Genomic DNA, 20,259 nt, shown 5'->3' with positions numbered 1-20,259 from the left:
GTCGTCGAAGCGCATGCGCCGCAGGCGCGAGTCTCGACGGCTCGGACGCGAGACACCAGGGGGCCGCGAACACGCCGCGCCGAAGGCGCGGCCAATCGAACACAGCATCACCGCGCGGTCCACCCGCCGTCCATGGTGTAGGAGGCGCCGGTGACCATGCCCGCATTCGGCGAGGCGAGCCAACCCACCAGTGACGCAACCTCTTGCGGCTCCACCAGGCGCTTGATCGCGCTCTCGGTGAGCAGCACCCGCTCCAGCACCTCCTGCTCGTCGATGCCGTGCGCCTTGGCCTGATCGGCAATCTGCTTGTCCACCAGCGGCGTTCGGACATAGCCGGGATTTACGCAATTGCTGGTGACACCGTGGCGACCGCCCTCGAGCGCGGTCACCTTGGACAGGCCCTCGAGTGCGTGCTTGGCCGTCACATACGCGACCTTGTATTCGGATGCGCGCAACCCGTGCACCGAGGACAGATTGATGATCCGGCCGAAGCCCCGCCGATACATCTGCGGCAGTGCCGCGCGGATGAGCAGGAACGGCGCTTCGACCATGAGGGTCATCAGGTTCCGGAATCGTTCCGGTGGGAAGTCTTCGATCGGGTTGATGCTCTGTACACCGGCATTGTTCACCAGGATGTCCACGTCCAGGGTGAGTTGTTCCAGGGCGGCGACGTCGAGGAGATCTATGGCCCAGGCTTTTCCGTCGATCTCACCTGCGAGTGCCTTCGCGGTCACGTCATCGATATCGGCGATGGTGACGGTTGCGCCGCGTGCCGCGAGTTCTCTGGCGCAGGCGGCGCCGATGCCGCTGGCGCCGCCGGTGATCAGGGCGGAACGTCCGTTCAGGTCACTCATGCCTGCACCTCGCTGGCGCTCGGCTCCGGCATGACCGACCTTGTCGCTGTGTTGATTGTTCGCTCGCTGCGCTCGCTCATGTGAGCTCCGCTCGTAGGGGTTCGACCCGCGCTGCCGGGGTCTGCGTGGCAAGGGTTTCCGCGTCGGCACTGTCGATGCTTTCCAGCGTGATGCCCTTCGTTTCGCGGGCGAACAGGACGGCGATCGCGGTAATCGCCGCGGCCGCAGCCAAATACAGGGCGATCGGTACCGCGGACCCGAAGGTATTGAGCAAGCGCACGGCGATGATCGGGGCGAGCGATCCGGCCACGATCGAGGTGACCTGATAACCGAGGGAAACACCGGAATACCGCATCCGGGTCGGGAACATCTCGGCCATGATCGCGGGCTGTCCCGCATACATGAAGGCGTGGAATACCAGGCCGATAATGATCGCGGACATGATGATCGCGTTGTGGCCGCTGTCCATCATCGGAAAGGCGAAGAACCCCCAGGTGCCCGCGGTGAGCGCGCCGACCAGATACACCGGTCGCCTGCCGAAGCGATCGGAGAGATTGCCCGCCAACGGAATCATGAACAAGTGCACGGCATGTGCGGCCAGCAACCACCAGAGGATGACCTTGGTGTCGACGTGCACATGCACCTTGAGATAGGTAATGGTGAAGGTGACCACCAGGTAGTAGAGGATGTTCTCGCCGAATCGCAGCCCCATGGCGGTGAATACGCCGCGCGGGTAGCGCCGCAGCACCTCGACGACACTGAGCGAATTGGCCTTGATTTGTTCTATTTCCTGCTGCGCCGCAACGAAAATGGGTGCGTCGGTGACCTTGGTGCGGATGTAGTAGCCGACCAGCACGACCACCGCGGACAACCAGAATGCGACGCGCCAACCCCAGCTCAGGAATGCGGCATCGGACAGCGTCGAGGTCAATGCCAGTAAAGCGACCGTCGCCAACATATTGCCCACCGGCACCCCGGCCTGTGGCCAGCTCGCCCAGAATCCGCGGCTCTTGTTCGGACTGTGTTCGGCTACGAGCAGTACCGCGCCGCCCCATTCGCCGCCGACCGCGAAGCCCTGGATGAATCGCAGGACCACCAGCAATGTCGGTGCCCAATAACCGATTTGGGCGAAGGTCGGCAGACAGCCCATCAGGAAGGTCGCGGCACCGACCAGCACCAGGCTGAATTGCAGTAGCTTCTTGCGGCCGTATTTGTCGCCGAAATGTCCGAAGACGACGCCGCCCAACGGACGTGCGGCGAAGCCGACGGCGTAGGTGATGAAGGCGGCGAGGATCGCGTCGAGGTCGCTGGTGCCCTTGGCGAAGAACACCTTGCTGAAGACGAGCGTCGCGGCCGTGCCGTAGAGGAAGAACTCGTACCACTCGACCACAGTGCCTGCCATGGACGCGGCCACCACCCGCCTCAGCCCGGCCGGTATCCCGCCGGGATCGCTTCCCGTCGGCCGCATTGCATCGCGCACGCTCATCGAACATCTCCTTCATGACCGGGGCCACATCCGACAACAAGATGTGACGGCCCCCACATTTCGTGGTCAGAACGAGTATTCGTGCACATATCTTCGGCCGCAATGACCAGTTGTGCAGTGCCTATCTGCAAGAATGCAGAAATGAGTCCGCCTGCCTCGGGTACCAGCCGCCCCAGCGCGGATGATCTGCTGGTTCTGCTCGCCGTCGGGCGCTCCGGGCGTTTCGTCTCGGCCGCCGAGGAGCTCGGCATCAACCACACCACCATCTCGCGCCGCATTGCCGCACTGGAACAGACCCTGGGCGGTCGGGTGCTCACCCGGGTGACCGGTGGATGGGAGCTGACCGATCTCGGGCGGGAGGCGTTGGCGGCGGCGGAGGCGGTGGAGTCCGCGGTCAAGTCGCTGGCTACCGATGCCGATGGCATGCGGGTCTTGGAGGGTGTGGTTCGGATTTCGGCGACCGACGGATTCAGTGCCTATATGGCCGCACCGGCCGCCGCCGAGGTGCAGCGGCGACATCCGAAGATCGCCGTCGAGATCGTCGCGGCGACCCGGCGCGCATCCCAGCAGCGGTCGGGTCTGGATATCGAAGTGGTGGTCGGTGAGCCGCAAGTGCACCGCGCCAGGGCAATTCGGTTGGCCGATTACTGTCTCGGGCTCTACGGTTCGCGTGACTATCTCCGCGAACACGGAACACCAACGGCCATTGGGGATCTCGCACGCCACTCGCTGGTTTACTTCATCGATTCGATGCTGCAAGTGGACGATTTGGACCTGTCCTCTAGTTTCGCGCCTGCCATGCGTGAATCCGTCACTTCCACAAATGTTTTCGTGCACGTCGAAGCGACCCGAGCGGCCGCGGGGCTCGGCTTGCTGCCATGCTTTATGGCCGATCGTCACGACGACCTGATCCGAGTGCTTCGGAAGGAAGTCTCCGTTCGGCTCACCTATTGGCTCGTCACTCGCACCGAGACATTGCGCAGGCCCGAGGTGGCGGCGGTGGTCGACGCGATTCAGGTTCGGGTCCGGGAGCAGCGGAATGTGCTGCTCGGTTTATCGGCGTAATCGTTCGATAGCCGATGTGGAGCCCGCGGTCGTGCGCTAGAGCGGTGGAACCAGGAAGTACGGCGAGCCTCGTTCGCCGCACTGATCGGCGCGGGCACTTCGTGCAGGACACTGGGCATTCCTGCACATTGACGGTAGCCACCGACCGGAAAATGCCAGCGGACGTGCAGGTTTCAGGCGGCTTGGCCGGTGGCGTGGTCGAGGGTGAGGGTGCCGTCGATCATGCGGTAGACGGCGTTCATTTGATGGAGGTGGGTGTGGTCGTGGGTTACCAGGAGGGTGGCGGCCTGGTGGGTGCGGGCCATGGTGAGGATCAGTTCGATTATGGCGGTGCCGCGTTCGGTGTCGAGGGCGCTGGTTGGTTCGTCGATGACCAGGAGGGACGGGTCGTTCATCAGGGCGCGGGCTATGTTGACGCGTTGGCGTTGGCCGCCGGAGAGTTGGGCGGGGCGTTTGGCGTGTTGGTCGGCAAGGCCGACGGCGTCGAGTAATTCCATTGCCTTGGTGTGGGTTTCGCGGCGTCGCGTGGGGGAAGTGAACAGGTGCTGGCCGAGGTGGGACATGGCCTCTAGCTGTTCGACGGCGGTCAAGGCGGGGATCAGGTTCGGCTGTTGGAAGACGATGCCGATGGACGAGCGGCGCAGGGCGGCGGCTTCGCGACGGGTGAGAGTGGCGAGATCGACTGTGCTGTTGGGTGTTTCGAGGGTTATGCGGCCGGAGTCGGGGCGGATCAGGGTGGAGATGACGGCGAGGAGGCTGGATTTTCCGGAGCCGGAGGGGCCGGTGATTGCGGCGATGGTGCCGCCGGTGACGTGCAGGTTCACCTGGTTCAGTGCGGTCAGGCGGCCCGCACCGTCCGGGTAGGTGAGGGTTGTTTCGCTCACGGTGAGAGCGGTTTTCGTCATGGTCGCGGTGGTCATGCAGGTCTCCGATGGTCAGCGGGCCGCACCGAGTGCGGTCAGCGGGTCGGTGGTGAACAGGAAGCGCAGGGCGAAGGCCGCGCCGAGCAGGCCGAGGAGGATCAGAGCAGCCGCGGGAACCAGGGTCGTCGAAACGCTGAGTACGAAAGGCAGTGCGTCGCCCATGAATGTTGCTGCAGCTACGGTGATTCCGAGTCCGACCACGACACCCGCGGTCAGCACGATCGCCGCTTGGGCGAGAGCGTCGCGGACCAGTGCGCCGGATGTCGCGCCGAGCGCCTTCAAGGTCGCGATATCGGGCATGCGCTGCACCGTCCACACGGTGAAGAATGCGCCGATCACCAAGGCCGAAATAGCGAACAGCAGCACCGTCATCAAGGTCAGCGAACCGTTTTCGGCCTGGTAGGAACTCAATGCCGACAGCGATCCGGAGACGCTGGTCGAGGTGGTATGCGCAGATGCGTTGACGGAGGCCATATTCGGGACACCGGATACCGCGAGCACCGTGGCGGCGCCGCCGCGCGGGCTCACCGATTGCCAGTCGGCGGGCGTCATCCAGACGACGGGGGTGTGGCTGTACCAGTCGTCGCCGTCGACCGCGGCCACCCGGAAAGTGCCCGCGCCGAGTGTGACGGTGTCACCGGTGATGGCATCGAGTGCCTTGGCCGCGCCGGTGCTGAGGACGACGGTGCCGGAATCGGTTGCGACGCGGTTGCCGAATGCGGTTCCGGTAGTGCCGAACAGTGCGACCTGGGCGGGTTTGGTCGCACCCTGCCCCGACACGGCACCCTCGGCCCGGCTGATGCCGATCGGGTCCACGGAGCCCGCGGACGCCTGCCAGGTCTCGACCTGCTGCTCGGTCAGTGCGGAGGCGTCGAAGGAGGGATCCGCGCCGCTATCAGCGAAGACGATGGCATCGGCGTGGATCGCCTCGATGGCCGAGATGTTCTGGTGCGCGAGTCCGGCGGTGAGACCGCTCAGGAAACTCACCAGCAGCGCCACCAGGGTGACGACCAGCGTGATGAGCAGAAAACGGCCGCGTGCGGCCCGCAGATCCCGGAGTGCGACGAACATGCCATCACCCTGCCGCGCGTCGGCTCCCATGCCATCGCGCACGCGGAGGAATGCGGCCCGATCGAAGGTTGGTCGGTGTTTTACGCCTTTCGATGGATGCCGCCCGGATAGCCGCACATAAGCTGGCAACGTGCATTCGTCGCCGTTCACGCCTGTCTTCACCGCGCTACGGTTGGGGCTGCATGTGCTGGTGACGACGCTGGCCGTGGTGGTCGCGGTGCGTGCACTGCTGCCGGGCGCCGGACATCCGCTCGGCGTCGTCACGCTGACCGTGGCATTCCTGGCCGTGTACTTCGCCGGTGCGCTGGTCGGTCGCCGCCCGGCGGGGATCCGCATCTGGCTGGCGGCGCTGACGGTGCTGTGGCTCGGCCTCGTGGTGCTCGCCCCCGATGCCGGATACCTCGCATTCGGCGTGTTCTTCCTCTACCTGCACCTGCTGCCACGGCCGTGGAGTCTGCTCGCGGTCGGTGCGGCCACGGTGGTGGCCGTGATCGGTTTCGGGGTGCATCGTGGCTGGTCGGTGGCGGGTGCGATCGGTCCGATTATCGGCGCGGCCGTCGCGGTGGGGATCGGGCTCGGCTACGAGGCGCTGTTCCGCGAATCCGCCGAACGCCAGCGCCTGATCGACGAATTGCTCAGTACCCGAGCCACTCTCGCGGAACGGGAGCGCACAGCGGGCAAATTGGCCGAGCGTGAGCGGCTGGCGCAGGAGATCCACGACACCGTCGCGCAGGGTTTGAGCAGCATCCAGCTCCTGTTGCATGCCGCGGAACAGTCGGCACCGGATCATCCTGCGCTGCAACAGATTCGGCTGGCCCGCGAGACGGCTGCGGAGAATCTGGCCGAAACCCGAAGGCTGATAGCGGAATTGACCCCGGCCGCCCTGGAGGGGCAGAGCCTCGCGCAGGCGCTCGAGCGCATCTGTCGACGCGCCGAGGCTCCGGGACTGCTCACCCAGATGGTCGTCGAGGGCACCCCGGAGCGCCTGCCGATGCCTGTCGAGGCGGCACTTGTTCGGATCGCGCAGGGGGCGGTCTCGAACGTGGTGCGCCACGCGGGCGCGAGCCGGATGCGATTGACCCTGACCTACGCCGATACCGATGTGTACCTCGACGTTGTCGATGACGGCTTGGGCATCGATCCCGCTGTGCTCGACCGCGCCCCGACCGGCACCTTCGGGTTGGCCGCTATGCGCAGTCGCGTCGAACAGCAGGGCGGCACAATGGCGGTCGAGTCGGAGCCCGGCCACACCGCCGTCACCGTCTCGTTTCCACTGGAGCCCGCCCCCGCGGAATCCGCCTCGGGCACAGCCGATTCGGGCTTGCCCGCAACTGATTCGGACCTATCCACAGCGGAAACGAGCCCCGCGAAATCCGCGCCCGTGCCGAACGACCCGGACCTGCCCGCAGCGGCACAGCGCGCAACGGAATCCGAGACTGCGCAGGACGAAACCGGCACAGCAGCGCATACTGCGCCGGAATCCGGGCCCGCGCCGAGCGAGCCCAGCACGCCCGCCGCGGGCATACCCAATGCAACGGACCGGGAGCCCCGCACATGATTCGCCTACTCCTGGCAGACGACCACGCCATCGTGCGCGCCGGCCTGCGCGCACTACTGGAGAGCAATCCCGACATCACCGTCCTCGGCGACGCACCGACCGCCGAGGCGGCCATAGCCTTCTGCACCACCACCCCGGTCGATCTGGTGCTGATGGATCTCAGCTTCGGCCCCGGACGCTCCGGCGTCGACGCAACGGCCGAATTGCGTTCGCTCGCGCAGCCGCCCAATGTCCTGGTCGTCACCAACTACGACACCGACGCCGATATCCTCAGCGCGATCGAGGCCGGGGCCTGCGGCTACATCCTCAAGGACACCCCGCCGGTGGAACTGCTCGCGGCGGTGCGATCGGCGGCGGCCGGGGAGAGCGTGCTGTCGCCCGCGGTGGCCTCCAAACTGATGATCCGCGTTCGCCGCGCCGACACCACTTTGAGCCCACGCGAAATCGAGGTGCTGCGGCTGGTGGCCGACGGCAGTTCGAACCGGGAGATCGCCAAGGAGCTGTTCCTCAGCGAAACCACCGTCAAATCCCACCTGGTGCACATCTACGCCAAACTCGGCGTCCGCTCGCGCACCTCCGCCGTCGCACGCGCCCGCGAACAAGGCGCCATCTGAAGGGCAGCTGGCTCTAGGGTTGGGGCATGGCCTCACTTTCGGATCCCAAAGTGCGCGACTTCCTGACCCACGCCAAGCGAACCGGAAAGGTGGCGTTCGTGGCCGCCGACGGTCGACCGGTGGTCAGCCCGGTGTGGTTCGTCCTCGAGGGCGACGAACTGGTCTTCAATACCGGCAAGACCTCGGCCAAGGGCAAGGCCTTCGCCCGCGATCCACGCATCGCGGTGGTGGTCGACCTCGAGGAAGCGCCGTATTCGTCCATTCAGATCCAGGGCACCGTGACCCTGTCCGAGGATCCCGACGAACTCCTGCGCACCGCCACCGAGATCGGCGGCCGCTATATGGGCGCGGATCGGGCCGAGGAATTCGGCAAGCGCAACGGCGTCCCGGGCGAACTGGTGGTCCGGGTGCACCCGTCCAAGGTGATCGCCCACTTCGACGCGACGGCCTAGCCCTACACTCAGCCGCATGACCGTGCATTTCATCGGGGCCGGGCCGGGCGCCGCGGACCTGCTGACCGTCCGCGCGGTCGAGCTGCTGCGCACCGCCCCGGTCTGCCTCTACGCGGGCACCTATCTCGACCCCGAGGTGCTCGCGCACTGCGCTCCCGATACCGAGCTGATCGACACCCAGCACCTGGACATCGACCAGATCACCGAGCACCTGGTGCGCGCGCACCGCTCCGGTAAGGATGTCGCGCGCCTCTGCTCGGGCGATCCCTCCATATATTCGGCCCTCACCGAACAAACCCGCCGCCTCGACGCCGCGGACGTGCCATGGGACATCACCCCTGGCGTCCCCGCCTACGCCGCCGCGGCCGCCCTACTCGGTACCGAGTTGACCGTTCCCGAAGTGGTCCAGTCGGTGGTCCTCACCCGCGCCCAGGCCCGTTCGACTGCTATGCCCGAGTCCGAGGCTCTCGCGAACTTCGCCAGGACACAGGCCACGCTGGTGCTGCACCTGGCCATCACCCGAATCCGCCCACTGGCCGCCGAGCTGATCCCGGCCTACGGCGCCGACTGCCCGACCGCCGTGGTCTACCGAGCCAGCCAACCCGACCAACTGGTCCTGCGCGGCACCCTCACCGGCATCGCCGACCAGGTCGAATCCGCGGGTCTGCGCCAAGCCGCCGTCATTCTCGTCGGACGCGCCATCACCCCGAATCTGTCCTGTACCCAGTCCCATCTCTACGACCCGGCCCGCGCCCGACACCGACCTTCGCAAGCAGTGTGAGATCGGTGACAGCCATCCAGCAAACTTGCGATGATCCCCCTGCCTGGGCTGATGTTCCCCGGCTATGAGAGCTGATTGGTCGGCTGGCGAGGGCGACGGTAGATTGTTTCGGTGATCTGCATTGAACTTCCCGGCGGAGCCGGTCGGTGGGTGGCGGGCATGGTCGCGCCCATGTAACAAGCTCGGCCTGACGGGCAGATAGTGCCAATGAACATTTTTGCTTGATTGATGAGAACTGAACGCGGGAACACAGGCGCCACGCTGGTATAGGTGCGCGTCGACGTCCCGGTGTTCATCGGGGAGCGCTCGTGTGGTGTTCCGGAAGCGAGGTTACGGTTGGACCGGCTGGATTTCGGCGGAAACGGCGAAACTGGTGGCGAACGGGCGCACGCTGCTTCGAGGGAGTCGAGCGAGCCGTTCCCGTTGTCCCCGGCGCAGCTGGGTATCTGGTACGCCCAGCACGTCGACCCGCAGGTGCCGATCAACATCGCGCAGTACGTCGACCTGCACGGCGACCTCGACCTGACGGTCCTGCGCGAGGCGCTGATCAGCTCCGGGCAGGAGCGCGGCTCCGGCATGCTCTGCATCACCGAGATCGACGGCCAGCCGTATCAGTGGATCGACTACACGATTCCGGACCGGGACAAGGTCTACTACGTCGACTTCCGCGGTGAGGCCGATCCCCAGGCCGCCGCCATGGCGTGGATGCGCGCCGAATACAGCGCCCCGCTGAACCTGCTCGAGGATCGGCTGCTGCGTTTCGCGGGCCTGCAGGTGGGCGATCACCACTGGTACCTGTACCTGCGCGCGCACCACATCGTGCTGGACGGCTTCGGCGCAGTGACCAACCTTTCCAGGGTCGCCGACTGGTACACCGCCCTGTTGAACGGCACCGAACCCGCACCGGCCAATGCCGCGCACCTGCGCACGCTCTACGAGCAGGAGATGGCCTACCGGGACAGTTCCCGGTTCCAGTCGGACAAGACGTACTGGGCCGAGCGGGTCGCCGGTGTGGAGGACGGCACCAGCCTGGCGGGCCGGTCCGCGGGGCCTGCGCCGATCAACACCCTCAGTAGTGTGCTGCTCTCGGACGAGCAGAATGCGGTGCTGGAAGCGGCTGTGGCGCGCCATGAGTCGTCGCCGGCCGGGTTGCTGCTCGCCGCGTTCGCCGGATATCTGGCGCAGTGGACCAGCTCCGAGGACGTGATCCTGAGCCTGCCGGTGACCGCGCGGACCACCGCCGTGATGCGCCGCTCCGGCGGCGTCTCGTCGAATATCGTGCCGTTGCGACTGCGGATCGGGCACGAGACCACCGTGGCCGATGTGCTCAAGCAGGTTCAGGTCGAGGTGACCGGCGCGCTGCGGCACCAGCGTTACCGGCACGAGGACATCCGTCGCGACGCGGCCGGTGAGGGCGTGGTGACCAGGGAGTTCTTCGGCCCCTGGGTCAACATCATGCTGTTCCAGGACAAGATCAGCATGGGCTCGATGGTCGGCACCATGGTTGTGCTGTCCACCGGCAGCATCGAGGATCTCGGCGTCAACTTCTATCAGTCCGAGGGCGGTTCGCGCGCGCGCATCGACTTCGAGACGAACCCGAACCTGTACTCCGAGGCGGAGACGCGGCGTCAGCACGAACGCTTCCTCGAATTCTTCGAGCGCTTCCTGCGGGCCGAGGCGGATGCGCCGGTCTGGGGCCTCGAGCTGACCACCGCGACGGAGCGGGAGCTGACCGTCGCGGAGTGGAACGACTCCGAGCAGGACGTCCCGGATACCACCCTGGCGGCGCTGCTGGATGCGCAGATTCAGCTGACCCCGGACAACGTCGCGCTGGATTTCGAGGGCGCGCAGCTTACCTATGCGGAGTTCGCGACGCGGGTCAATCGCCTGGCCCGGTTCCTGATCGCCGACGGTGTCGGACCGGAATCGCTTGTCGCACTTGGCATGCGACGTTCACTGGATCTCGTCGTCGGTATGCACGCGGTGCTCAAGGCCGGTGGCGCGTATGTGCCGATCGATCCGGATCATCCGGCCGATCGCACCGCCTACATCCTCGAGTCCGCGGCACCGGTCTGTGTGCTGACGGTCTCCGGTGACGAACTCGAGCTGCCGGAATCGGTGCGCCGGGTGGAAATCGACACCCTCGACGTATCCGCGTACGACGATGCGCCGGTGGCGGATTCGGAGCGGCGAGCGCCGCTGCGGCCGGACAACACCGCCTACGTGATCTACACCTCGGGTTCGACCGGACGCCCGAAAGGTGTTGCGGTAACCCATCATGCGATCGTCAACCAGCAGCTGTGGATGCTCGACGAGTACCGCCTCACTGCCGACGACGTGTACCTGCAGAAGACCGCGACCACCTTCGACGTATCGCTGTGGGGTTACTTCCTGCCGCTGATGGTCGGCGCGAAACTTGTTGTCGCGACGCCGGACGGGCACCGCGATCCGCTGTATGTCGCCGAGATGATCGAGCGCCACGGTGTCACCGTCACCGACTTCGTGCCGTCCATGCTGACGGTCTTTGTCGCCCATGCCACCGCCGCCCAATGTGCCACGCTGCGTGCGGTTTTCGTCATCGGTGAGGCGCTGCCGCCGGAGACCGCCGCGAAATTCAGGGAGATCACCACTGAATTTTCTGGTCGCTCCGCAGGCTCCGCTCCCGCCGGTCTGCACAACTTGTACGGCCCCACCGAGGCCGCGGTCTCGGTCACCTACTGGGAGGCCACCGCCGCCGACACCGTGACGGTGCCGATCGGTATCCCGGAGTGGAATGTCCAGGTCTACGTGCTGGATTCGCGGCTGCGCCCGGCGGCCGTCGGCGCACCGGGTGAGCTGTATCTGGGTGGGCGTCAGCTGGCGCGCGGTTACCGCGGTCGCCCGGATCTGACCTCGGATCGGTTCGTCGCCAATCCGTTCGGCAGCAATGGCGAGCGCATGTACCGCACCGGTGACCTGGTGCGCTGGAATGTCGCGGGGACCCTGGAATACATCGGCCGCACCGACTTCCAGGTGAAGTTCCGCGGTCAGCGCATCGAGCTCGGTGAGATCGAAACCGACCTGCTGGCCCATCCTGCGGTCAGCCAAGCCGCGGTGCTGGTCGTCGATACCGCGACCGGTCAGCAGTTGGTCGCCTATGTCGTGCCCGCGCCGGGCCAGTCGATCGAAGCGATCGAGCTCACCCGGTTCGTCGCGGAAAAGCTGCCGAGCTACATGGTGCCCGCGGCGATCATGGTGCTGGACGCATTCCCGCTCAACACCTCCGGCAAGCTGGACCGAAAGGCCCTGCCGGAGCCGGTGTTCAGCGGGGACGCGACCGCATTCCGTGCCCCTCGTACCCCGGCCGAGCAGATCGTGGCGGCGATCTTCGCCGATGTGCTCAGCCAGGAACGCGTCGGCATCGATGACAACTTCTTCGATCTGGGTGGCAACTCGCTGGTCGCCACCCAGGTGGTGGCGCGGATCGGCGCGGCATTCGGCACCCGGATCGGCGTGCGTGCGCTGTTCGAGACCCCGACCGTGGCCGGTCTGGCCGCCCGCGCCGAATCGGCGCCGCCCACCGATCGGCCACGACCGGCCCTGGTGGCCCAGGAACTGCCCGAGCGGGTGCCGCTGTCGCTGGCACAGCAGCGGATGTGGTTCATCAACCAGTTCGACTCCACGGTGCCGACGTACAACCTGCCGTTCGTGGTGCGGTTGGGCGGTCGCGTCGATTTCGACGCGATGCGGGCCGCGCTCACCGATGTGCTGACGCGCCAGGAATCGCTGCGCACCATCTTCCCCAACTCGGGCGACGGCGCCTATCAGCAGGTGCTGCCGATCGAGGAGGTCGACCTCGGCGTCGACGTGCAGCCGCTCGAGGCGTCCGAATTGGTCGACGTGCTCACCGAATTCGCCTCCGCCGGCTTCGATGTCTCGGCCGAGCTGCCCATTCGGGTGCGCCTGTATCAGATCACCGGTGCGTCCTCGGATGACACGCCCGAGTACGCGCTCGCCTTCGTCGTGCACCACATCGCGGCGGACGGCTTCTCGTTCGGGCCGCTCGCGCGCGACGTCACGACCGCGTATCTGGCCCGCGCGGCCGGGGAAGCGCCCGCCTGGGCGCCCCTGCCGGTGCAGTACCGCGACTACACCCTGTGGCAGCGCGAATTGCTCGGCGCCGAAAGCGATTCCGAGTCCATGGCCGCCCGCGAGATCGCCTACTGGCGCGACGCGCTGGCCGGTCTGCCGGATCAGCTGGATCTGCCCACCGATCGGCAGCGTCCGCCGGTGCAGAGCTTCCACGGCGCGCAGTTCGCTTTCGATATCGATGCCGAACTGCATACCCGGCTGAGCGCACTGGCCCGCGCCGAGGGCGCCACCCCGTTCATGGTGCTGCACGCCGCGCTCGCACTGCTGCTCGCCCGGCTGTCCGGCACCACCGATATCGCCATCGGCACCCCGGTCGCCGGACGCGGTGAACAGGCTCTCGACGACCTGATCGGCATGTTCGTCAACACGCTCGTGCTGCGCTCGGAGGTCGATCCGAGTCGGTCCTTCACCGAATTCCTCGGGCGCACCAGGGAAGTCGACCTCGCGGCGTTCGCCTACAGCGACGTTCCGTTCGAACGTCTCGTCGAGGTGGTCAACCCGACCCGCTCGCAGGCGCGGCATCCGCTGTTCCAGGTGATGCTGTCGTTCCAGGAGATGTCGCACGGCACACTGGAACTGCCCGGACTGTCGGTGTCGGCCGCCGAACTCGAAGTCCACATCGCCAAGTTCGATCTGCTCTGGACGCTGACCGAACAGCGCGGCAACCAGGGTGAGCCCGCGGGCGTTTCGGTGGTCGTCTCCTACGCCACCGACCTGTTCGACGAGGCGACCGTCTCCTCGTTCGCCGATCGGCTGGTACGGATTCTGCGCGGCGTGACCGCGGATCCGGCGGCGATCGTCGGCGATATCGATCTGCTCGACGAGCGCGAGGTCGAGCTGGCACGCGACGGCTGGCACGGTGCGCCGCGCGAGCTCGAGGCGGCCGGGACGGTGAGCGATCTGTTCACCCGCCAGGTGGCGGCGACGCCGGACGCGATCGCCGTGGTCGACCGCTCCGTCGACGGCTTCACCCCGGCCGTCGGTGCGTCGCTGGCCCACCCGTCGCCCGACCACCACCCCGCATCGAGTCGCTCCGCGACGCTGACATATGCGGATTTCGGCTCTCGGGTGCACGCGCTCGCGCGCTGGCTGATCCAGGCGGGCGTCGGTCCGGATGTCCCGGTCGCGCTCGGTATGCGGCGTTCGCTCGACCTGGTGACCGCGATCCATGCGGTGCTCGAGGCCGGTGGCACCTATGTGCCGCTGGATCTCGATCAGCCTGCCGAACGCATCGCCCATGTGCTCGATACCGCGGCGCCTGCCTATGTGCTGACCACGTCGCGGGACCGGTTCGCGCCGGAGGGCCTGGAGTCGGTCGTTGTCGACGAGCTCGATCTGTCCGGGATCTCCGATGCCCCGGTGACAGATGCCGAGCGCATCTCGCCGTTGCGTCCGGAGCATCTGGCGTACGCGATCTTCACCTCGGGTTCCACCGGTCGCCCGAAGGGCGTCGGGGTATCGCATGCCGCGCTGGTGCACCAGATGCGCTGGCTCATCAGCGAATTCGGGCTCGGCGCCGACGATGTCGCGCTGTACAAGACCCCGGCCACCTTCGACGCGTCGGTGTGGGAGCCGTTGGCGCCCTTGCTGACCGGCGGCCGGACCGTGATCGCCACCCATGACGGCTACCGCGACACCCAATATCTGACCGAAGTCATCGCCGCCGAACAGGTCACCGTGACCTCGTTCGTGCCGTCGCTGCTGACCGTATTCGCCGGCACCGTCGATCCGGCGGCACTGAGCTCGGTGCGCATGCTGCTGGTCGGTGGTGAGGCGTTCACCGGCGAGGCGGTTGAGGCGTTCCGCAAGCTCGGCCGCCCCGATATCACGCTGATAAACCTTTACGGCCCAACCGAATTTACCGTCAACGCCACCCATGCCGTCGTCGGCGAGGTGGTGCGCGGCGCGGTGCCGATCGGTGCGCCGGTCTGGAACACCCAGGCCTATGTGCTCGACGCGCGACTGCATCCGGTGCCCCCGGGTGTCGCGGGTGAGCTGTATCTGTCGGGCGACCAGCTGGCGCGCGGTTATCTCACCCGGCCGGATATGACGGCCGACCGCTTCGTCGCGAATCCGTTCGGCCCCAGCGGTTCTCGCATGTACCGCACCGGTGACCTGGTGACCCGCGATGCCGCGGGACAGATCGTCTACAGCGGTCGCACCGACTTTCAGGTGAAACTGCGCGGTGTCCGGATCGAGCTCGGCGAGATCGAAGCCGCTTTGCGCGCCCATCCCGCGGTGGCGCAGGCGGTCGCGCTGGTCCGTTCCGACAGCCGACTCGGCGACCAGTTGGTCGCCTATGTGGTGCCGACCGAGGCCGAGCCGGAGGCGGGATTCGATACCGCCCTGCGCACGCATCTGGCAGGCATGGTGCCCACCTACATGGTGCCCGCGGCATTCGTGACGCTCGAGGCCATGCCGCTCAATGCGAACGGCAAGCTCGATCGGCGCGCCCTGCCCAAGCCGGTCTTCGAGGTGCACACCTTCCGCGCGCCGAGCACACCCATCGAGGAGATCGTCGCCCAGATCTTCGGTGAGGTGCTCGACCTGCCGCGCGTCGGCGTAGACGACGACTTCTTCGAACTCGGCGGCAACTCGCTGATCGCCACCCAGGTGGCCTCGCGCATCGGCACCGCACTCGATACCCGGGTGCCGGTGCGGATGGTGTTCGAGGCGTCCACCGTGGCCGCGCTGGCGGCCCGGGTGGAATCGCATGCCGGTGCCGGCGCCCGCAGCGCGCTGGTCGCCCGGGAGCGCCCGGAGGAGGTGCCGCTGTCGCTCGCGCAGCAGCGCATGTGGTTCCTCAACCGCTTCGATACCGCCTCGGCGGTCAACAACATTCCGGTCGCCATCCGGCTCTCCGGTGATCTCGATGTCGCCGCACTGCAGGTCGCGGTCATCGACGTGATCGACCGGCACGAATCGCTGCGCACCGTCTTCCCGGAGACGAAGAGCGGTCCGGTTCAGGTGGTGCTCGACGCGGCGCAGATCGTGCCCGACCTGACCCCGTACCGGGTCACCGAGGAGACGCTGGTCGAGCATCTGATCGACCTGGCCTCCATGGCCTTCGACGTCACCGACGAAGTGCCTTTGCACGCAAGGCTTTTCGAGATCAGCGAGTCCGAGTTCGTACTCGGCATGGTGGTGCACCACATTTCGGCCGACGGTTGGTCGATGGGGCCGCTGGCGCGTGACGTCATGGTGGCGTACGCGGCGCGCACCTCGTGGGAGTCGCCCGCCTGGTCCGCGCTGCCAGTGCAGTACGCGGACTACGCGCTGTGGCAGCGCGAGGTGCTCGGCTCCGAGGGCGATCCGGAGTCGCTGATCTCCAGCCAGATCCGGTACTGGACCGAACAACTCGCCGATCTGCCCGACGAATTGGTGCTGCCTTCGGACCGCCCGCGTCCGGCGATCGCCTCCTACCGCGGCGGCACCTACGCGTTCGTGATCTCCGCCGAGACCCAGCGTGCGCTCATCGATCTGGGTCGCAAGCACAATTCGTCGCTGTTCATGGTCATGCACAGCGCGCTCGCCGTGCTGCTGGCGCGAGCCAGCGGTACCAGCGATATCGCCATCGGTACCCCGGCCGCCGGTCGTGGTGAGGCCGCGCTGGACGACCTGATCGGCATGTTCGTCAATACCCTCGTATTGCGCACCGATGTCGCGGGTTCGGCGAGCTTCGCCGACCTGCTCGCCCTGGCAAGGGAAACCGACCTGCAGGCGTTCGCGCACGCGGATCTGCCGTTCGAGCGCCTGGTCGAAATTCTCAACCCGGCCCGCTCGCAGGCCCGTAATCCGCTGTTCCAGGTGATGCTGGCGTTCCAGAACGTCAAGCAGGCCAACCTGGAACTGCCCGGACTGTCGGTCAACGGCATCGATTACGACGCGCGACTGGCCAAATTCGATCTGCAGCTGACCCTGCAGGAGACCCAGGAATCGGGCCAGGCCGCCGGTATGTCGGCCGAAATCTCCTATGCCCTCGATCTTTTCGACGAGGACACGGTGGCGGCCTTCGCGCGGCGCCTCGATCGCATCCTGGCGGCCATCATCGCCGATCCGACCGTGCCGATCGGCGATATCCAGCTGCTCGACGATCAGGAAACCGCACTCGCGGTGGTCGGCTGGAACGACACCGAGCACGATTTGCTGCCGCGTCGTCAGCCCGGTCGCACCCCGCGTCGTTCGGGTGTTCGCAAGGGTGGCGGGCTCACCTTGGTCGGCGAGTTCGCCGCACAGGCCGCGGCCACGCCCGATGCGGTCGCGATCGTGGATCCGGCCACCGGCACTTCGCTGACGTATGCCGAATTCGGTGCGCGCGTGCACCGCTTGGCGCGGCGGTTGATCGAGGCCGGTGTGGGTCCGGAAAAGCTGGTCGCCCTCGGTCTGCGGCGTTCGGTCGATTTCGTGGTCGCGGCGTACGCGGTGCAGGAGGCCGGTGGCGGTTATGTGCCGCTGGACCTGGATCAGCCGACCGAGCGGATCAGCTATGTGCTCGAGTCCGCGGCACCGGCCTGTGTGCTGACGACCTCGCGGGACAACTTCGAAAGCGGTGGGCTGCCCACGCTTTCCATCGATGAGCTCGAGCTGTCCGAGTACTCGGATGCGCCGGTCACCGATGCGGAGCGGATCGCACCGCTGCGGGCGGAGAACACCGCGTATGTGATCTTCACGTCCGGTTCGACCGGTCGTCCGAAGGGTGTGGCGCTGCCGCACGCGGCGGTGGTGAACCAGATCCGTTGGATCACCGGTGAATACGGCATCGGTGCCGATGACGTCGTGCTGTTCAAGACCCCTGCCACCTTCGACGTGTCGGTGTGGGAGCTGTTCGGCCCGTTGTCCACCGGTGGCCGGATTGTCGTCGCGAGCCCGGACGGGCATCGTGACCCGCAGTACCTGGCGGAGGTCATTGCGGCCGAACGGGTCACCATGACCTCGTTCGTGCCCTCGATGCTGACCGTCTTCGCGGGCAGTGTGGATGCCACCGGTGGTGCGGCGCTCGAGTCGTTGCGCGCATTGCTGGTCGCCGGTGAGGCCTTCACCGGTGACACCGTCGCCGCCATTCGCAAGGTCAGCTCCGCCGAGCTCTACAACCTCTACGGCCCGACCGAATTCGCGGTGCACGCGACGCACGGTCCGGTGGCGCAGGGTCTGGTCGGCGCGGTGCCGATCGGTCTGCCGGTCTGGAATGCCCAGGCGTATGTGCTCGATGCTCGCCTGCATCCGGTCGCGCCGGGTGTCGCGGGTGAGTTGTATCTGGCCGGTGCGCAGTTGGCGCGCGGTTACTTCGGGCGTACCGATCTGACCGCGGATCGCTTCGTGGCCAACCCGTTCGGCGCCTCCGGATCCCGGATGTACCGCACCGGCGACCTGGTGACCCGCAACGCCGACGGTGCCATCGTCTACCTCGGCCGTACCGATTTCCAGGTGAAGCTGCGCGGTCTGCGCATCGAACTCGGTGAGATCGAAACCGCACTCACCACACACGATTCGGTGGCCCAGGCGGTCGCGCTGGTGCGTGCGGATGCGCGGACCGGCGATCAGCTGGTGGCCTATGTGGTGCCCGCCAATGGCGGCACGGTCGACCTCGACGAGCTGCGCGCGCACCTGAGCGAGCAGCTGCCGTCGTACATGGTTCCCGCCGCCATCGTGGTGCTCGACGCTATGCCGCTGAACCCCAACGGCAAGCTGGATCGGCGCGCGCTGCCCGAACCCGTCTTCGAGGCCAAGGAATTCCGCGCACCGTCGACCCCGATCGAAGAGATCGTCGTCGACATTTTCAGCGATGTGCTGAGTCACGAGCGCATCGGCATCGATGACAACTTCTTCGATCTCGGCGGCAACTCGCTGGTCGCCACCCAGGTGGTGGCGCGACTCGGCGCGGCACTGGACACCCAGGTTCCGGTGCGACTGCTGTTCGAGGCGCCGACCGTCGCGGCACTCGCCGCGCGCATGGAGGCCAGTGCCGGGGCCGGCGCCCGCCAAGCGCTGACCGTGCGCCCGCGGCCGGAATACCCGCCGCTGTCGCTCGCACAGCAGCGGATGTGGTTCCTCAACCGCTTCGACGCCGATTCGGCCGCCGACAATATTCCGGCGGCGGTGCGGCTGCACGGGCATCTCGATCTGCCCGCGCTGCGCGGCGCGATCGCCGATGTGATCACCCGGCACGAATCGCTGCGCACGATCTACCCGTCGCACGAGGGCGTGGCCTACCAGCAGGTGCTCCCGGCCGCGCGGGCAATCCCGGAACTGGAGATCGTCCCGGTCGCCGAAAGCGAATTGGGCAGTGCCCTCTACGAATTCATCGGTCGCGGTTTCGATATCACGACCGAATCCCCGGTGCGGATTCGGCTCTACCAGGTCGAGCGCGCGCCGCTGAGCAGCAAGAAGTGGCGCGACAACACGCAGAACCACGTGCTCTCGGTCGTGGTGCACCACATTGCGGCGGACGGCTTCTCGATGCGTCCGCTGGTCCGCGATCTGATGTCGGCCTACATCGCGCGCAGTTCGGAATCCGCGCCGGTCTGGCCGCCGCTGGCGGTGCAGTACGTGGATTACGCACTGTGGCAGCGTGAAACGCTCGGCTCCGAGGACGATCCGACCTCACTGATCTCCGAACAGCTCAGCTACTGGCGCGATACCCTGGCCGGACTGCCGGAGGAACTGCGTCTCTCGCCCAAGCCGCGGCCGGTCGTCGCGTCGTATGCGGCACGCACGCACCGATTCCAGCTGCCCGGCGCACTCGTGGAGGCGCTCAACCGCGTCGCGCACGAGCACAACACCACGCTGTTCATGGTGGTGCACAGTGCATTCGCGACCCTGCTCGCGCGGCTGAGCGGTTCGGATGACATCGCCATCGGCATCCCGGTGGCCGGTCGCGGTGAGCAGGTCCTCGACGACCTGGTCGGCATGTTCGTCAACACCCTGGTGCTGCGCACCCAGGTCGATCCGACCGAAGCGTTCACCGATCTGCTCGCCCAGGTGCGCGAGCGCGATCTGCAGGCCTTCGCCCACGCCGACGTGCCGTTCGAGCGTTTGGTCGAGGTGCTCAACCCGGCTCGCTCGCAGGCGCGGCATCCGCTGTTCCAGGTGATGCTGTCGTTCCAGAACCTCGGGCGCACCTCGCTGGAGCTGCCCGGACTCGCGGTTTCCGAACTCGGCATCGATCCGCCGACCGCCAAGGTCGACCTGCAGCTCACGCTGAGCGAGGGCGCGGAATCGGAGATGGCCGCCGAACTCGTCTATGCCACCGACCTTTTCGACGATCGGTTCGCGGACGCCTTCGCCGAGCGCTTCGTCCGGGTGCTGCGCGGTGTCACCGCCGCAC

At 66.8% G+C, this 20,259-nt stretch carries 10 protein-coding genes (1 of these 10 cut by a window edge); 6 read left to right on the top strand and 4 right to left on the bottom strand.

Annotated elements, in window-relative coordinates:
- Positions 1-107: 107 nt before the first annotated feature.
- Together ACFYOW_RS30550 and ACFYOW_RS30545 are read right to left on the bottom strand one after the other, a co-directional pair.
- Positions 108-854, bottom strand: a complete 747-nt coding sequence (locus ACFYOW_RS30550; protein WP_387293524.1) for a 3-hydroxybutyrate dehydrogenase — start codon at positions 852-854, stop codon at positions 108-110.
- A gap of 76 nt (positions 855-930) precedes the next feature.
- On the bottom strand, positions 931-2,340 hold the full coding sequence (locus ACFYOW_RS30545; protein ID WP_387293523.1) for an MFS transporter: 1,410 nt from the start codon (positions 2,338-2,340) through the stop codon (positions 931-933).
- Between the two features lie 141 nt (positions 2,341-2,481).
- Here ACFYOW_RS30545 and ACFYOW_RS30540 point away from each other — a divergent pair, with 141 nt between their 5' ends.
- Positions 2,482-3,405 (top strand): LysR family transcriptional regulator, encoded by a 924-nt coding sequence (locus tag ACFYOW_RS30540; protein ID WP_387293522.1) that lies wholly within the window; start codon positions 2,482-2,484, stop codon positions 3,403-3,405.
- 173 nt (positions 3,406-3,578) lie between these two features.
- Here the strand turns inward: ACFYOW_RS30540 and ACFYOW_RS30535 are convergent, their stop codons facing one another.
- Positions 3,579-4,310, bottom strand: a complete 732-nt coding sequence (locus ACFYOW_RS30535) for an ABC transporter ATP-binding protein (protein ID WP_387293542.1) — start codon at positions 4,308-4,310, stop codon at positions 3,579-3,581.
- Between the two features lie 30 nt (positions 4,311-4,340).
- Positions 4,341-5,399, bottom strand: a complete 1,059-nt coding sequence (locus ACFYOW_RS30530) for an ABC transporter permease (protein ID WP_387293521.1) — start codon at positions 5,397-5,399, stop codon at positions 4,341-4,343.
- Between the two features lie 130 nt (positions 5,400-5,529).
- Between ACFYOW_RS30530 and ACFYOW_RS30525 the strand changes: the two genes are divergently transcribed.
- The 5 genes from ACFYOW_RS30525 to ACFYOW_RS30505 all read left to right on the top strand — a co-directional run.
- Positions 5,530-6,957, top strand: coding sequence for a histidine kinase (locus ACFYOW_RS30525; protein WP_387293520.1), 1,428 nt, complete (start codon positions 5,530-5,532; stop codon positions 6,955-6,957).
- Positions 6,954-7,571 (top strand): LuxR C-terminal-related transcriptional regulator, encoded by a 618-nt coding sequence (locus tag ACFYOW_RS30520; protein ID WP_387293519.1) that lies wholly within the window; start codon positions 6,954-6,956, stop codon positions 7,569-7,571. The genes ACFYOW_RS30525 and ACFYOW_RS30520 overlap by 4 nt, the downstream gene beginning before the upstream one ends.
- 26 nt (positions 7,572-7,597) lie before the next feature.
- The gene (locus ACFYOW_RS30515; RefSeq protein WP_387293518.1) at positions 7,598-8,023 is read left to right on the top strand and encodes a PPOX class F420-dependent oxidoreductase; all 426 of its coding nucleotides are present in this window, start codon (positions 7,598-7,600) and stop codon (positions 8,021-8,023) included.
- Between the two features lie 16 nt (positions 8,024-8,039).
- The gene (gene cobM / locus ACFYOW_RS30510; RefSeq protein ID WP_387293517.1) at positions 8,040-8,804 is read left to right on the top strand and encodes a precorrin-4 C(11)-methyltransferase; all 765 of its coding nucleotides are present in this window, start codon (positions 8,040-8,042) and stop codon (positions 8,802-8,804) included.
- 336 nt (positions 8,805-9,140) lie between these two features.
- On the top strand, positions 9,141-20,259 hold the 5' end (the start) of the coding sequence (locus ACFYOW_RS30505; protein ID WP_387293541.1) for a non-ribosomal peptide synthase/polyketide synthase. Its footprint extends 32,702 nt past the window's final position; 11,119 of the gene's 43,821 nt are visible here — the first part of the coding sequence; the start codon lies at positions 9,141-9,143; the stop codon falls past the right edge of the window.

Source organism: Nocardia sp. NPDC006982 (genome assembly GCF_042869435.1).
Classification (GTDB): Bacteria; Actinomycetota; Actinomycetes; order Mycobacteriales; family Mycobacteriaceae; genus Nocardia.
This window is presented reverse-complemented; position numbering and strand designations above follow the sequence as displayed.